Below are 15,310 nucleotides of genomic sequence, written 5' to 3'. Positions count from 1 at the left end.
ATGCCCCCGAGCACCGCACCCCATCTGCTGGTCGTCGATGACGAACCCGACCTGCTCACGCTCTACGAGCTGACGCTGAGCAAGAGCGGGCACCGGGTCGCCGCCGCCAGCGATCTGGCCCAGGCGCGCGCGCTGCTGGCCAGACAGCGCTTCGACGCCCTGATCACCGACATGCGCCTGCCCGACGGCCTGGGGCTGGAGCTGGTGCGCGAGCTGGCGCAGGCCGGGCGGGCCGAAAAAACCATCGTCGTCACCGCCTACGGCTCGGCCGAGAACGCGGTGCAGGCGCTCAAGGCCGGCGCCTTCGATTACCTCACCAAGCCGGTCGAGCCAGCCCAGTTGCGCGCCGCCGTGGCCAACGCACTGCAAGCCGCGTTGCCGTCCGGCAACGCCGTCGTTCCCAATGCGACAGCGCAGCTTGCTCACCCTGCCCCAGGCCCAACAGCGGGGGCCGGGCTGGGCCGGGGTAAGGAATCGGAACCTGTGACTGACGAACCCCGGCCCAGCCCGGCTCCCGCCGCCAGGCCCAGCCACGACCGGGGTGAAAAATCGGTGGCATCGGTGGCGGCCGACCCCGCCTTGGCGCCGCTGGTGGGCTCCAGCCCCGCCATGTGCGCGCTGCGCGAGCGCGTGCAGCGGGTGGCGCGCAGCATGGCGCCGGTGCTGGTGCTGGGCGAATCGGGCACCGGCAAAGAGCTGGTGGCGCGCGCGCTGCACCGCTGCAGCCACCGCGCCGGCGGCCCCTTCATCGCCGTCAACTGCGGCGCCATCCCCGACACCCTGCTCGAAGCCGAATTCTTCGGCGTGCGCAAAGGCGCCTACACCGGCGCCAACGCGCACCGCGAGGGCTACTTTCAGGCGGCGGCAGGCGGCACCTTGTTTTTGGACGAAATCGGCGATCTGCCGCTGCCCATGCAGGTCAAGCTGCTGCGTGCAGTGCAAGAGCGGCGCGTGCGCAGCCTCGGCGCCACCGACGACGAAGCCACCGACGTGCGGCTGGTCAGCGCCACCCACCTCGACCTGGCGGTGGCCGTGCGCGCAGGGCGCTTCCGGCAAGACCTGTATTACCGCCTCAACGTCATCGACCTGCAGCTGCCGCCGTTGCGCCAGCGCCTTGCCGACTTACCCGAACTGGCCGCCGCGCTGCTGCAGCGCCTGAGCGAGCGCAGCGGCCTGCGCACGCCCCCCGTGCTCAGCGCTGCGGCGCTGGAGCGCTTGGCCCGCCACCCATTCCCGGGCAACGTGCGCGAACTGGAAAACCTGCTCGAGCGCGCGCTCGCCCTGCACCCCGGCCCCGTGCTGGACGCCGAGGCCGTCGGGACGCCGCCGTCGAGCGCCCCGCCCCCGGCAACTGCCGCACCCGCCGAGGGCCCCGACGATCAAGCCCCCACCCGCGAGCAACTGCAATCCTGGCTCAACCAGCACCGCTGGAACCAGTCGCGCACCGCGCGCCACCTAGGCTGGACTTTGGCCAAACTGCGCTACTGGATGCAGCGCCACGGTTTGGCCGATACGACCCTACCCCAATGACATCGCTGCACCCAGGGGTTCAGTCTTGCGGCCTGAAGCCCAAGATGAGCACGCTAGGCACGCGGCCATCGACGTCGCGGGGCAGGCGCCCCGTGCGTTCGATCGCCCGCAACACCGCCGCATCCCAGCCGGCATGGCCGCTCGATTGCAGCAAGCGGGCGCTCAGGATGGTGCCATCGGGCAGCGCGCGCAACTCGACCTCAGCGCGCGGATTGGCACTGAGGATCTCGGTGAAAACGATGTTCGGCCGTATGGCCGCCGCTAGGCGGTTGGCGTAGCCGGGCGAGGGACCGGCGGCGACGGCGGCCGTGCCGGGGGCAGCGGGCGCAGCCGGCGCCGCAGTGGCCGCCGCCCGGCCCATGATGCGCTCGATGTTGTGCTGGCGCTCGGCCTCGAGCTGGGCTTCCAGTTCGCGCTGCTGGCGCCGGGCCTGTTCGGCCTGCCGCGCTTGTTCGGCGGCGCGCTGTTGCTGCTGGCGCTGCTCGAGCCGCTCGCGCTCGCGCTGCTGCTCGAGGGCGATGGCCGCCGGGTTGGGCGCTGGCGCCGGGGCCGGCGCACGGACTGGGGGCGGCGTGGGCGCGGGCGCTGGCGGCGCTGGCCGTGGTGGCGGTGGCGGTGGCTGTGCTGGCCGTGGCGGCGGCGGCGGCGGCGGCTCTGGTGGTGGCGGCAGAGGCAGCGGTGGCGCAACCGGTGGCTCGGGCGCGGGTGGGGCCGCAGGTGGGGCTGCAACGGGCGCTGGCGCAGCTGGCGCCCCAGCCGCCTGCGGCAGTTGCGCCCACAGCTCGGCCTGCACCGCCTGCACGGCGGGCTCGCGCTGCCAGTTGACGCTGGCGCTCAAGGCCAACAGCAGCAGCGCATGCGCCGCCAGCGCCAAGGCCAGCGGCAGGCGCCAGCGGCCGGGGGCCGGGGGGTTGAGGTCGGGTGGGGTTGCGTGCATCCCGCGCGGACAAGTTGGGCTCGGGGCGGTTTTCAGGGCGTGGCTTCTTGCACCGCCAGCCCAATGCGCGCCACCCCGGCGCGCTGCAAAGCGTCCATGGCCTCGATCACCGTTTCGTAGCGCAGACTGCGGTCGGCGCTGATGATCACCGGCGCCGCTGCGGGTGCGGGCGCTGCGGCCGCATCCGCGGGCGCAGTGGCGGCAGCGGCTTGCAGGGCCAGCACCTGGGCCGGCAGCTGCTCCAGCGTCAGCGCCTGCGCTGGGCCGGTGGCGGTGCTGTCGCGCAGCTCGATCTGCCCTTGGGCGTCGATCACCACATGGATGAAGCGCTCGGGTTGGCGCGCGGCTTGGCCAACGCCGGGCAGCTCGATCTGCCCCGGGACGATCAAGGTGGCCGTCACCATAAAAATGATCAGCAGCACCAGCATCACGTCGATGAACGGCACCATGTTGATCTGGCTCATGGTGCGGCGGCCTCGGCCTCGGGTGGCGACGGCGGGCATGGTGCGCGGTGCTCCGTGTGCTCAGCGCCCGACCGCCGGGGCCACCGGCACCGACGCGCCCGGTTGGCCTTGGGCGGCGACGTTGCGCTGCAAGATGTTGGAGAACTCGTCGATGAAGCTCTCCATGCGGTTGGCGGCGCGGTCGATGTCGTGCGCGAAGCGGTTGTAGGCCACCACGGCGGGGATGGCGGCAAACAGGCTGATAGCGGTGGCCACCAGCGCTTCGGCGATGCCGGGCGCGACCACTGCCAACGTGACTTGCGCCATGGCACCGATGCCGGTGAAGGCGTGCATGATGCCCCAGACGGTGCCAAACAAACCCACGTAAGGCGCCACCGAGCCCACCGAGCCCAAGAACGACATATTGGCCTCGAGCGCATCGACCTCGCGCTGCAGGCTGGCGCGCATGGCGCGGCGGGCGCCGTCGAGCAGCGCGTCGGGCTGGCTGACGCGGCGGTCGCGCAGCTTGTGGAACTCGCGCATGCCGCTGGCAAAGATGCGCTCGGTCGGGCTGGCATCGGCAGCGCGTTGCAGCGCCGCTTGGTAGAGCTCGTTGAGCTGGCCGCCAGACCAGAAATCGCGCTCGAACTCGTCGCTTTGGCGTTGCACGCGGCGCAGCAGCAGACCTTTGCGAAAAATCGCCGCCCAGCTCAGGATCGAGGCCAGGATGAGCAACAGCACCACCGCCTGCACCACCCAGGTGGCTTCGAGCATCAGTTGGATGACGGAAAAATCCGGTTTCATGATTGATTCAGCAAATGGACCAAGGCCGGCGGCAGCCGCAGCGGTCTGAGCGTGGCGGCATCGACCCAGCCAATGCGGATGGTGGCCTCGCACAGCAGCTCGGCCACCGTGGGCTCATGCGGGGCGGCGGCCTGGCTGGGCTGCGGCGGCCACAGGCGCGCCTCTTGGTGAAGTGTCAGGGCGGCGCGCCCGAGTTCCGTGACGCGCGCACTCACTTGCAACAAATCGTCGAGCCGCGCCGGGCGCTGGTAGCGCAGCGCGGTCTCGCTGACCACGAACACGCCCCCGGTCTGCTCGCGCAGGCGCTGCTGCTCCAGCCCGAGGCTGCGCAACCACTCGGTGCGGGCGCGCTCGAAAAACTTGAGGTAATTGGCGTAAAAAACGATGCCGCCGGCGTCGGTGTCTTCCCAATAGACGCGCACCGGCCAGTGAAAGGGTTGAGACATGGCTGTGCGGCTTCAGGCAGATGGCGCCGGCAGCGGGCGCACAGGCGCCGGTGGGGGGCTGCGGTTGGGGCGGGCGGCGTCGCGCTGCACCTCGGCGCTGCGCCACTGCGGCGCCAGCTGGTTGAGCACGCCATTCACGTATTTGTGGCCGTCGGTGCCGCCAAAAGATTTGGCCAGCTCGATGCACTCGTTGAGCACCACGCGCCAAGGCACGTCGAGGCAGTGCTGCAGCTCGTAGGCCCCGATCCACAGCACCGCGTGCTCGATCGGCGACAGCTCGACCAACGGCCGGTCGAGCAGCGGCTCCAGCGCCACGTCGAGCGCGGGCGCGCTGGCGATGCAGCCGTGCAGCAGCGCGTCGTAGTGCACGCTGTCGGCCTTATGAAAACCGCTGAGCTCGCGCGTGAAGGCGTCGATCTCGGCCGCGGCGTTGCGCCCGACCAGATGCTGATAGAGCGCTTGCACGGCAAATTCGCGCGCCCGGGTGCGCGCCGATTTGTCGGCTGCCTTGCGCGGCTTGGGGGCCTCCGGGGCTGCAGCAGGGGCCGCTGCAGAGCCCGCTTCCGGGTGCACGGGTGCGGTCATGGGCTCACCCACTGCTGCAGCAGGCGCGCCATTTCCACCGCCACCCGGGCCGCGTCCACCCCTTTGTCCACTTGGCGCGCTTGCGCTTGCTGCAGGTTTTCGGTGCTCAGCACGGCGTTGGCCAGCGCAATGCGGTGGTCCAGCGCCACCCGGCTGATGCCGGCAGCGCTCTCATTGCAGACCAGCTCGAAGTGGTAGGTTTCACCCCGAATCACGCAGCCCAGCGCCACCAGCGCGTCGAAGCGCCCGCTGGCGGCCAGCGCCTGCAGCGCCAGCGGCAGCTCGAGCGCGCCCGGCACTTGCACCTGCTCGATCTGCTCGGGGGTCACGCCCAGGCGCAGCAACTCGGCACGGCAGGCTTGGGCCAGCGCGTCGGTCACGTCGAGGTTGAAGCGCGCCTGCACCAGCGCAACGCGCAAGCCCTGGCCGTCGAGCGCGGCGGCCCGGCCTTTGTCTGCACCCAGCATCTCAATGTCCTTTGTTCAAAAAACCGCTCACTTCCAGCCCGTAGCCGGTCATGCTCGGCATGCGCCGGGGCGCACCCAGCAGGCGCATTTTGTGCACCCCGCAGTGGCGCAAAATTTGCGCCCCGATGCCGTAGGTGCGCAGGTCCAGCCCACTGCGACCGCGCTCGGGCGCTTGGGTGGCGCGGGCCGTGCCCTCAAACTGCGCCAGCAGCTGCTCGGCGCTCTCGCCGCAGTTGAGCAGCACCACCACGCCGCGCCCCTGCGCGTCCATGTGGCGCAGGCTGGCCTCGAGCGACCACGAGTGCATGGCGCGCCCGACTTCGAGCGCATCGAGCACGCTCAGTGGCTCGTGCACGCGCACGCAGACCTCGTCTTGTGGCGCCCAAGTGCCCTTGACCAGCGCCAGATGCAGCGCCGGGCTGGTCTGGTCGCGAAAGGCGTGCGCGGTGAACTCGCCGCTGGCGGTGAGCAGGCTGCGACTGCCGATGTGCTGCACCAGGCTTTCGGTGCGGCTGCGGTGCTCGATCAGGTCGGCGATGGTGCCGATCTTGAGCCCATGCACGGCCGCAAAGCGCTGCAGGTCGGGCAGGCGCGCCATGCTGCCGTCGTCGTTCATGATCTCGCAGATCACGGCGGCGGGGCTGCAGCCGGCCAGCGCGGCCAGGTCGCAGCCGGCCTCGGTGTGGCCAGCGCGCAGCAGCACGCCGCCATCGACCGCTTGCAGCGGGAAGACGTGGCCCGGCTGCACCAGGTCGGTCGGGCGCGCGTCGGCGGCCACGGCGGCTTGCACGGTGCGGGCGCGGTCGGCGGCCGAAATGCCGGTGCTCACGCCCTCGGCGGCCTCGATCGAGACCGTAAAGGCCGTGCCCATCTTGGTGCCGTTGCGCGCCACCATGGGCGGCAGCTGCAGCCGCTCGCAGCGGTCGCGCGTGAGCGTCAGGCAGATCAGGCCGCGGCCAAAGCGCGCCATGAAGTTGATCGCCTCGGGCGTGACGTGGTCGGCGGCGAGCACCAGGTCGCCCTCGTTCTCGCGGTCTTCTTCATCGACCAGGATCACCATGCGGCCAGCGCGCAGTTCGGCGACGATCTCGGCCACGGGCGCAATGGCGACCGGTTCGGGGCTGGGTGTGTTCATGCTGGGGTTTTGAGCATGCGCGCCACGTAGCGCGCAATCAGGTCGATTTCGAGGTTGACCGGTTGACCGGCCTGCAACTGGCCCAGCGTGGTGTGGCTGAGCGTGTGCCCGATCAGGTTGAGGTGGCATTCGCAGCCCTCGGGGCGGTCGCAGACCGCGTTCACGGTCAGGCTGACGCCGTTGACGGTGAGCGAACCCTTGGTGGCCAGGTACGGCGCCAACTCCGACGGGGCCAGCAGGTGCAGCGCCCAGCTCTCGCCCACCGGGGCAAAGTGCAGCACGCGGCCCACCGCATCCACATGCCCGGTGACGATGTGGCCGCCGAGCCGATCCTGGGCCCGCAGCGCCTGCTCCAGATTGACCGCGCCCGGGCGATCGAGCCCGGCGGTGTGCGCCAGCGACTCGGCCGAGACCTCGACCGTGAACTGGTGCGCGTCCAAATCGAGCGCGGTCACGGTCATGCAGGCGCCATCGATGGCGATGCTGTCGCCCAAGCCCACCCCGGCCAAATAGCCCGGCGGGGTTTGGATGCACAGGCGCTTGCCGTGCTGCGCCGTAGCGCCTAGCGGATGGACGGCGGTGATGCGCCCCACCCCGGTGATGATGCCGGTGAACATAGGGCGCTATTGTCGCACTTCATCGACCAGGGTCTTGAACTCGTCGATGTCCTGGAAGCTGCGATAGACGCTGGCAAAGCGGATGTAGGCCACCTGATCGATTTTCTTGAGCTCGCGCATCACCATCTCGCCCAACCGCTGCGACGCCACTTCGCGCTGCCCGAGTTGCAGCAGGGCTTCTTCGATGCGCTCGAGGGCGGCGTCGATCTGCTGCGTGCTCACCGGGCGCTTGCGCAGCGCCAGGGCAAAGCTGGCGCGCAGCTTGGCGGCGTCGTAGTCGATGCGCCGCCCGTCTTTCTTGACCACCAGCGGCAGCGCCAGCTCGGGCCGCTCGTAGGTGGTGAAACGCCTGTCGCAGGCCGGGCAGCGGCGCCGGCGGCGCACGTGCTGTCCGTCTTCAGCCACCCGGGTTTCGGCCACTTGGGTGTCGGGGTGGCTGCAAAAAGGGCATTTCATGCCCGGCCCCCATCAGCCATAGACCGGGAAGCGCGCGGTCAGGGCGTGCACCTGGGCGCGCACGGCAGCCAGCACGGCTTCGTCGCGCGGGTGCTCGAGCACGTCGGCCACCAGGTTGGCGGTCAGGCGCGCTTCGTCGTCCTTGAAGCCGCGCGTGGTCAGGGCCGGGGTGCCGATGCGCACGCCGCTGGTGACCATCGGCTTTTCGGGGTCGTTGGGGATGGCGTTTTTATTGATCGTCATGTGCGCCCGGCCCAGCACCGCCTCGGCCTCTTTGCCGGTGATGCCCTTGGCGCGCAGATCGACCAGCATGACGTGGCTTTCGGTGCGCCCGCTGACGATGCGCAGGCCGCGCTCGGTCAGGGTCTGGGCCATGATCTGCGCATTGCGCAGCACCTGCTGCTGGTAGGCCTTGAACTCGGGTTGCAGCGCCTCTTTGAAGGCCACCGCCTTGGCGGCGATCACGTGCATCAGCGGCCCGCCCTGCAGGCCCGGGAAGATGGCGCTGTTGAGGGCTTTTTCGTGCTCGGCCTTCATCAGGATGATGCCGCCGCGCGGCCCACGCAGGCTCTTGTGCGTGGTCGAGGTCACGACGTCGGCGTGCGGCACCGGGTTGGGATAGACGCCGGCGGCGATCAGCCCGGCGTAGTGCGCCATGTCGACCATGAAAATCGCCCCCACCTCTTTGGCGATGCGGGCAAAGCGCTCGAAGTCGATGCGCAGGCTGTAGGCCGAGGCCCCAGCGATGATCAGCTTGGGCCGGTGCGCGCGCGCCTTGGCTTCCATCGCGTCGTAGTCGATTTCCTCTTGCGCGTTGAGGCCGTAAGAGAGGGCATTGAACCACTTGCCGCTCATGTTGAGCGCCATGCCGTGCGTCAGGTGCCCGCCTTCGGCCAGACTCATGCCCAAGATCGTGTCGCCGGGTTTGAGGAAGGCCAGAAACACCGCCTCGTTGGCCGAAGCGCCGCAATGCGGCTGCACGTTGGCGGCGTCGGCGCCAAAGAGCTGCTTGAGGCGGTCGATGGCCAGTTGCTCGGCCACATCCACGTGCTCGCAACCGCCGTAATAGCGCTTGCCCGGGTAGCCTTCGGCGTATTTGTTGGTCAGTTGCGTGCCTTGGGCCGCCAGCACCGCTGGGCTGGCGTAGTTCTCGCTGGCGATGAGCTCGATGTGCTGCTCTTGGCGCAGGTGTTCGGCCTGGATGGCGGCCCAGATTTCGGGGTCGGTGTGGGCGAGGGTGGTGGAGCGGGAGTACATGGATGGCGGTGTGTGGGGGCCGCTTCGGGGCCGGTTCTGGCCGACGCGCGCGGCCCTTGCAGAATCCCCGATTTTATCAGGAGGGCAGCGATTTTGCAGGGTACAGGCGGGGGCCAGCATCCGGCTCCGGGCTGCTGGCAGGCACGGCCAAGCCTGGGCTCGAGGTGCTGGCCTTGTCTTGCTCGGGCGCGGCGGCCGCCAGCCTGGCGCTTTCGGGGGCGGCCGTGGCCCCAGCGTCTGCTGTCTGGGCCAATGGACGGGTGCGCCGCTGCCCGGCATTGAAGCCCACCCGCTGCCCCGCAGCCACGCGGTGCAGCCGGTCGCGCTCCGAGAGCACGCGGTCGATGTAGTCGCGGCCATCGGTGCTCACCGCCCCCACATACAGGCGCAGCCCGCCCTCGATCGAGCCGGAGCGCCGGATGGTGTCGCGCAAAATCATGGCGCCCACGCGCAAGTTGGTGAGCGGGTCGAACACCGCCAGCTTGCCGCCAAAGTCTTCGAGCTTGGCGCTGTGCACCCGCGTCATCACCTGCATCAAGCCCTGTGCGCCCACCGGGCTGGCGGCAAAGGGGTTGAAGCGCGACTCCATCGCCATCACGGCCAAGATCAGTTTCGGGTCCAGATCGAGCTGCTCGCCCACCACGTAGGCCTCGGCCACCAGCGCGCTCATCGGTTCTTTGGCCACCCGGTATTTGCGGCTCAACCAGTCGGTCACGCGCTGCTGCTGACCGGTCAGGTCGCTCGGGTCGGCCACGGTCACGCGCTCGATCGCACCGGGCTCGACCGTCACCTCCTGGGCCGCCAACTGGCGCTGCAGCAGCCAGCCCAGGGCGTGGTACTCCAGCCCCTGGCGCAACTGGGGCTGCAGGGCCAGCGCGCCCAGCGCCAGCACCAGCGCCAGCCCGAGCAACAGCAGGCTGCCGCGGCCCAGGCGCAGCAGGCGCTGCAGCCGGGAGGCGACGCTGCGGTGCGCAGGCGCGTCGGGTGGGCTTTGCAGCGCCGTGTCAGAAGGCCCAAAAAATCGGGCCCAAGTGGATGCGGTCATGGCAACTCCTTCAACGCTGCCCAGGCTCCAAACCCACCGCGAGGCGGTGCGCATTGGGAGCTCGAAATGGGCCAGCGTGGGTTGGGCCGACGCGGCACCGCGAGGGCGCCTGCTCGGCAGTCTCTGGGGCAAACGGGCCTCGAGGGCACGGCACCAGGGCGAAGATGCGCGGATGGTAGGGACCTCAAAATACATTGTCAAGACTTTAGAATGCATTTTTCATGATTTAAATGGATATCAAAATCCCGCCAATGTCTTCGGCACAGACCTACAGGAAGGGAAACCGAGCTCAATGGCGAAAAAATTTTGATCACCAAAATGGTCTCGATAGCGAAATTTTTCTGCCCAACCAGCCCCCGATCGGCTAAAGTGAAGGCGTTGGCTTGGGCGCCTTGATTTTTACAGCCCTAGCCGACCACTGCCCGCGCTGGGGGTTTCCCCTGCGCCCGGCAACTGGAACGCAAGCAATCCCTTGCTTGCGACGCGGCGCGACAAACCAACTCCGCCGCGTCACCGGGCTCGAAGTGTCTTCGGCCCAACGGCCTCGGTGGGTGCAACCTGCCGGGGCCGTTTGCTTTCAGTCCGCCGTGGCGCGGCGGCGAACGTGGTCGAGGTAGGCGGCGCCATCGGGCGGGCGGCCGCTGCGCTGGCTCTCCCAGAGCATGCGCCCCAGGCACTCCATCACCTCGTGCTGCGCCGCATGCACGCTGCCCCGGCGCGCCGTCAGCAGCTCCACCGCCTGCCGGATGCCCGGCGGCTGGTCGATCGAGCACTGCTCGCTGATGCTCAGGTGCATGGACAGATGCAAAAAGGGGTTGTCGCGCGGCGGCACCTGCCCCTGCAGGGCACGCAACGCCGCATCGAGGTCGGCCAGGTCGGCGTGGTATTCGGGGTGGCGCTCGATCCACTGGCCGGCCAGCACCTCGATCGGCTCGAGGGCCGTCTGCTGGCCCAGCTTGGCATAGACGCCGCAAAAGAAACGCCGCACATCGGCTTGCGAGGGTTCAAACATGGCCCGATTGTCGCCCCTGCCCACCCCAGGTGCAGCCGCGCCTTCAGATTTTCCAGGGCGGCACCACCCAATTGCGCCACAGCGCCAGCGCGCGCAGGCCAAAGGTGAGCACCACGCACAGCAGCATCGCCTGCTCGGACGAACCGCTCCAGTGCCACCAGCCCACGTAGGCCCAACCGCCCACGAAGGCGCAGATGGCGTAGGGTTTGTGGTCGCTGAAGGCGCTCGGGATCTCGTTGCACACCACGTCGCGCAGCACGCCGCCAAACACACCCGTGACCACCCCCATGAGCACGGCCACCAGCTCGGGCATGCCCACGGCCAGCGCCTTGCTCACGCCAATGGCGGCAAACAAGCCCAGCCCCAGCGCGTCGGGCCACTGCATGGCGCGCTCGGTGGGGGCAAAATGGCGCTGGCGCATGAACAGCACCGCCAGCAGGCACAGGATCAGCAGCACCCACAGCCAATGCTGGTGCTCGACCCAAAAGAAGGGGCGCTGATCGAGCAGCAGATCGCGCAGCGTGCCGCCGCCAAAGGCGGTCAGAAAGGCCACCGTGAACACCCCCACCAGATCGAGCCGCTTGTGTGCCGCCGCCAGCAAGCCCGACAGGGCCCCGGCCAGCACGGCCCCAGACTCGATCACGACGCTCAAATGTTGGAACCAGTGCAGCAGCTCTTGCATGGGGATGATGAGGTGAAGGGGGGTTGCTGGTGGTAGAGTCGGCCAACCGCAGACGTTTGGAGCAACCGCATGACCGTGATCGTCGTCGCCAACCCCAAGGGCGGAGTGGGCAAATCCACTCTGTCCACCCAAGTGGCGGGCTATCTGGCCCGGCGCGGACACACGGTGCTGCTGGGCGACTCGGACCGGCAGCAGTCGGCCAGCCGCTGGCTCGCCTTGCGGCCCAAGCAGGCGCGGCCTATTGTGACATGGGACGCCAGCCACAGCGACAACCTGAAACCGCCGCCCGGCACCACCCACGTGGTGCTCGACACCCCCGCCGGCCTGCACGGGCGCGACCTGAAAGAGGTGCTCAAGCGCGCCGACAAGCTGCTGATTCCGCTGCAACCGAGCGTGTTCGACATCCTGGCGACGCAAGACTTCGTGGCCGAGCTGCAAGAGCGCCGGCGCAGCGTCGGCTTGCCGATCGGGGTGGTGGGGATGCGGGTCGATGCGCGCACGCTCTCGGCCGAAAAGCTGCGCGCCTTTGTGCAAGGGCTCGAGCTGCCGGTGCTCACCTATCTGCGCGACACGCAAAACTACATCAACCTCGCCGGCCAAGGGCTGACGCTGTTCGACGTGGCACCAGGGCGGGTGCAGCGCGACCTCGAGCAGTGGCTGCCGATCTGTCGCTGGCTGGAGCAATAGGCGCCCCAGCCGTCGGCTTTCAGGCGGGCGCGGGGCTTGCGCCGGGTACAGCGGCAGCGGGCTCGCCGCCAGCAAAGCCCTGCTGGCGCCAGGCTTCAAAGGCCACCACCGCCACCGCGTTGGACAAATTCAGGCTGCGCTGACCCGGCCGCATCGGCAGGCGCAGGCGCTGCGCCGGTGCGATTTGCGCCAGCAGCTCGGGCGGCAAACCGGCGGTCTCGCAGCCAAACACGAAGCAGTCGCCGGGCGCGTAACGCGGCTCGAAGGCCGAACGCTGCGCCAGGCTGCTGAACGCAAACAGCCGCTGCGGATCCGGCTGCTGCTGCGCCAAAAACGCGGCCCAGTCGGCATAGCGGCGCACGGCGGCGTACTCGTGATAATCCAGCCCGGCGCGGCGCAGGTGCTTGTCGTCCATGGCAAAACCCAGCGGCTCGATCAGGTGCAGGGCGCAACCGGTGTTGGCGCTCAGGCGGATGGCGTTGCCGGTGTTGGGCGGGATTTCGGGGTGAACCAGGACGAGGTTGAACATGGGGGGATAAGTTGCTCTGCTGGCTAGGATTGCAGGCCTGTGGCACCGGTTGCAGCTAAGTATTCGGGTAGTTCGATTTTCCAATGGGGCAGCAGCACCAAATCACACACCACGCTCGGCTGCCCCGCAAGCTCCAGCTCCAACTCGCCCACCCGTTCGCCCTGGTCCACGCCAAAAGCCGAGGTCATGAGCTGCAACACGGCCTTTTTGTACTCGGTGTCGTCGTTGCCCGCCAGGTGCTGGCCCTTCACTTCCAAGACCACCACGCGGCTGGCGTGGGCTTCGTGCTGAACCGAAAAAATGAAGTCGGGGTAAACCTTCTCGCGCCGCCAGCCTTGCAGCGCATAGTGGCTGCGGGCCACGTTGCGGTGCCACCATTGCAGGGCCTGTTCCGCATCGAGGTACACCGCAACATCGCGCTCGTCCGGACTCGAAAAATCGCCCTTGTAGATGGGAGAGAACAAACTCTTGGCCAGCGGACCCCCGCTGGCCCCAAGCAACTGATCCGCACCCACGGGCTCATAGGTCTCGGCTTGGAGCGGCATGCGCCAGTTCTTGCCGTCCGTCCGCAGCCGGAATTGAATGCGCCCGGCGTGCACCTCGGCACGAAACAGGGCTTCGGCCATGGCGTCGCGCTGGGTTTCCAGCCACTGGCGCAGCGCTTCAATCACCAGACCGGCAATCTCGCCCAGTTTGGCATCAGTGAAACCACGCAGGCGCAAACCGTCTAGCACTTGGCCAATCAGGGCGCGGCCCCACCAGGGGTTGGGCACGATGTCGCAAACCATGCGCACGGCGTAGGGGATGTCTAGACGCAGCACTTCTTGGCTGTCCTCAGCGGCCTCATCGACAATGCGCTCGCTCCCCTGCTCGACCAAGCGAATCCGGCGCATTTGCCGGTCCGCGCCTGCGGCGTTCAAAGGAATGCGCTGCACGAACGGCGTGACATCCAAGTCAGACCAGTCCAGCGCGTACAGGATGTCCTCTTCATAGTCCAGCGGGCGGACTGTGCCGTCGAGCACGCGCAACACCAAGGGCAGGAAGATCTCCCGCTGGGCAAACACAGGGCGCCGCTGTATGGGGCGCGGCTCGCGCCCGCCGCTGCCGTCAGGGGTCTTGATTTCCTTCACCAGATCGGCCATGCCCTCCTCTTCCAGGCCCTTTTTGATGGCGTCCAGCACCTCGGCGGTGTTGGCGTGGTGGGTGATGACGTAGCACTCATCCAATGCGGGCACGCCCGTCTTTTCTGCATGGGGTTGCCGCAGAATGCGCCCCACCAGCTGCGTCATGGCCGCTAGGTTGGCACTGGCGGCCAGTGCGCACAGCACGTAGGCAAAGGGGCAGTCCCAGCCCTCTTGCAAGGCCTGCTTGGTGATGATCACGCGCACCCGGTTGAGCGGGCTCATCAGGTCGGTGTTCTCGGGGTCGGCCAGATCGTTGGTGTCGGCCGTCTTGATGGCGATTTCCGCCTCGTCCACAGCGCCCACCGTGGTCAGCCACTGCTTCACGTCCAGCGCGTGCACGCGGGTGCCATCGCGTTGGTCCTGCCCGGTCCGTTCTACCTGCACCAGCAGGATGGGGCGGATGTAGCGCCCACTGTCGGCTTGAAACCGCCGTGCCGTGGTATCCAGCAGGTTCAGGCGCTCCAATCCGGCGGCCAAGGTGTTGCGCCAGTCGGTTCCGGCGCGCGGGTCAAGGTTCATGGGCATCTTGATCATGCCCTCCCGGTCCAGGTCGATGCCGCTGACTTCCACCAGCACGTTGGCGTGCCGTGCCGTGGTGGGGTTGCGCCCGTTGGTGGCGGCCACGTCTTTGGGCGTGGCGGTCAGCTCCAGCACAAAGCACGGGTTGAAGCCGTACAGGGTTTTGTAGGCCAGAGGGGACACGGCCCTGTGGCCCTCGTCCATGATGACCACCGGGCGGATGAGCCGCAAGGCGTTGCCCAACGAATCCTTGACTTGGGGCCACGAGTAGGCCGCGCCTGCCAGGTCGTAGATATCTAGGTTGGGCGTGCGCTTTAAGGCTTCGGCGTGCGCTTCTTGGTCGCCCTCGGGTGGGAAGAAACCCACCACGTCGCCACGGTCGCGGAACATGCGCAGCGAATCCTTGTTTTCGCGGTTGCCCGACTGCAACATCAACAGCATCACGCACAGGTGCTGCGCCACATCGCGGGCGTCTAAATGGTCGTCTTTTTCCAGAATGCGCACTGCATTACCCGAAAGCACGTCCAGCATTTGCCGCAACGGGTGCTGCCGGCTGACGAGTTGGCGCTTGGTCTGGGTGTAGATGGCCTCGTTGGGCACAATCCACAGCACAAAGCCTCGGCTCTGCCCCAGGTAGGTGCCGAAAATCTTGGACAGCGCGGCCACGCCCAAAAAGGTCTTGCCGCCCCCGGTGGGTACTTTGAACACCACATTGGGCACAGGCCGGCCGACACCATCCAGCCGCTCAGAAAACGGGATGCCTTGCCGGGATGGAGGCAAGCGGTTGGCTGCGGCCATGGCTGCCCATGCCTCCTTGGGGAAGTCGGGCACAGGCCGTATCAGGTCGGGGTCGTCTTCGCCCACGTTGGAAGCAGCGATCTTGTCGGCCCGCTGCTTCTGAGCCGACAGCGCGGCCAAATACGCATCGAGTGCAGCGAGCACGCGGCCCTGGTAGTCCAGATCGCGCAATGCCAT

General features: G+C 68.1%; 17 protein-coding genes. 2 read left to right on the top strand and 15 right to left on the bottom strand.

Features of this window, described 5'->3' with window-relative positions; genetic code table 11:
* Positions 1–1,530, top strand: coding sequence for a sigma-54-dependent transcriptional regulator (locus AAAZ40_RS04995; RefSeq protein WP_476661459.1), 1,530 nt, complete (start codon positions 1–3; stop codon positions 1,528–1,530).
* Positions 1,531–1,549: 19 nt separating this feature from the next.
* Here the strand turns inward: AAAZ40_RS04995 and AAAZ40_RS04990 are convergent, their stop codons facing one another.
* The 13 genes from AAAZ40_RS04990 to AAAZ40_RS04930 form a co-directional block, all read right to left on the bottom strand.
* A complete protein-coding gene (locus AAAZ40_RS04990) occupies positions 1,550–2,467 on the bottom strand; it encodes an energy transducer TonB (protein ID WP_476661458.1) in 918 nt (305 codons plus the stop codon).
* 32 nt (positions 2,468–2,499) lie between these two features.
* Positions 2,500–2,970, bottom strand: coding sequence for a biopolymer transporter ExbD (locus AAAZ40_RS04985; protein ID WP_476661457.1), 471 nt, complete (start codon positions 2,968–2,970; stop codon positions 2,500–2,502).
* A 21-nt stretch (positions 2,971–2,991) separates the two neighbouring features.
* Positions 2,992–3,714, bottom strand: a complete 723-nt coding sequence (gene tolQ / locus AAAZ40_RS04980; protein ID WP_045535961.1) for a protein TolQ — start codon at positions 3,712–3,714, stop codon at positions 2,992–2,994.
* Positions 3,711–4,160, bottom strand: a complete 450-nt coding sequence (ybgC, locus tag AAAZ40_RS04975; RefSeq protein ID WP_250960127.1) for a tol-pal system-associated acyl-CoA thioesterase — start codon at positions 4,158–4,160, stop codon at positions 3,711–3,713. Before ybgC ends, tolQ begins: the two co-directional genes overlap by 4 nt.
* A 12-nt stretch (positions 4,161–4,172) precedes the next feature.
* The gene (gene nusB, locus AAAZ40_RS04970; RefSeq protein WP_250960126.1) at positions 4,173–4,745 is read right to left on the bottom strand and encodes a transcription antitermination factor NusB; all 573 of its coding nucleotides are present in this window, start codon (positions 4,743–4,745) and stop codon (positions 4,173–4,175) included.
* Complete coding sequence (gene ribH, locus AAAZ40_RS04965; protein WP_250960125.1) at positions 4,742–5,212, bottom strand: 6,7-dimethyl-8-ribityllumazine synthase; 471 nt, start codon at positions 5,210–5,212, stop codon at positions 4,742–4,744. Before ribH ends, nusB begins: the two co-directional genes overlap by 4 nt.
* A 1-nt stretch (position 5,213) precedes the next feature.
* Positions 5,214–6,347, bottom strand: a complete 1,134-nt coding sequence (ribBA, locus tag AAAZ40_RS04960; RefSeq protein WP_476661456.1) for a bifunctional 3,4-dihydroxy-2-butanone-4-phosphate synthase/GTP cyclohydrolase II — start codon at positions 6,345–6,347, stop codon at positions 5,214–5,216.
* The gene (locus tag AAAZ40_RS04955; protein ID WP_476661455.1) at positions 6,344–6,964 is read right to left on the bottom strand and encodes a riboflavin synthase; all 621 of its coding nucleotides are present in this window, start codon (positions 6,962–6,964) and stop codon (positions 6,344–6,346) included. Before AAAZ40_RS04955 ends, ribBA begins: the two co-directional genes overlap by 4 nt.
* 6 nt (positions 6,965–6,970) lie before the next feature.
* Positions 6,971–7,420, bottom strand: a complete 450-nt coding sequence (gene nrdR / locus AAAZ40_RS04950) for a transcriptional regulator NrdR (protein ID WP_476661454.1) — start codon at positions 7,418–7,420, stop codon at positions 6,971–6,973.
* Between the two features lie 12 nt (positions 7,421–7,432).
* Positions 7,433–8,677, bottom strand: a complete 1,245-nt coding sequence (gene glyA, locus AAAZ40_RS04945) for a serine hydroxymethyltransferase (protein WP_476661453.1) — start codon at positions 8,675–8,677, stop codon at positions 7,433–7,435.
* A gap of 76 nt (positions 8,678–8,753) precedes the next feature.
* Positions 8,754–9,722 (bottom strand): lytic transglycosylase domain-containing protein, encoded by a 969-nt coding sequence (locus AAAZ40_RS04940; RefSeq protein WP_476661452.1) that lies wholly within the window; start codon positions 9,720–9,722, stop codon positions 8,754–8,756.
* A gap of 577 nt (positions 9,723–10,299) precedes the next feature.
* A complete protein-coding gene (locus AAAZ40_RS04935; RefSeq protein ID WP_476661451.1) occupies positions 10,300–10,734 on the bottom strand; it encodes a DUF1841 family protein in 435 nt (144 codons plus the stop codon).
* Between the two features lie 43 nt (positions 10,735–10,777).
* The gene (locus AAAZ40_RS04930) at positions 10,778–11,416 is read right to left on the bottom strand and encodes a trimeric intracellular cation channel family protein (protein ID WP_476661450.1); all 639 of its coding nucleotides are present in this window, start codon (positions 11,414–11,416) and stop codon (positions 10,778–10,780) included.
* A gap of 69 nt (positions 11,417–11,485) precedes the next feature.
* Here AAAZ40_RS04930 and AAAZ40_RS04925 point away from each other — a divergent pair, with 69 nt between their 5' ends.
* Positions 11,486–12,103 carry a nucleotide-binding protein gene (locus AAAZ40_RS04925; RefSeq protein ID WP_476661449.1) on the top strand — a complete coding sequence of 206 codons (618 nt, stop codon included), beginning with the start codon at positions 11,486–11,488 and terminating at the stop codon, positions 12,101–12,103.
* A gap of 19 nt (positions 12,104–12,122) precedes the next feature.
* On the opposite strand, the gene AAAZ40_RS04920 is transcribed toward AAAZ40_RS04925, so the two are convergent.
* Positions 12,123–12,632, bottom strand: a complete 510-nt coding sequence (locus tag AAAZ40_RS04920; protein ID WP_476661448.1) for a tRNA (cytidine(34)-2'-O)-methyltransferase — start codon at positions 12,630–12,632, stop codon at positions 12,123–12,125.
* Between the two features lie 23 nt (positions 12,633–12,655).
* Complete coding sequence (locus tag AAAZ40_RS04915; RefSeq protein ID WP_476661447.1) at positions 12,656–15,310, bottom strand: DEAD/DEAH box helicase; 2,655 nt, start codon at positions 15,308–15,310, stop codon at positions 12,656–12,658.

It is taken from the genome of Serpentinimonas sp. SMBJO2, assembly GCF_056341105.1.
This window is presented reverse-complemented; position numbering and strand designations above follow the sequence as displayed.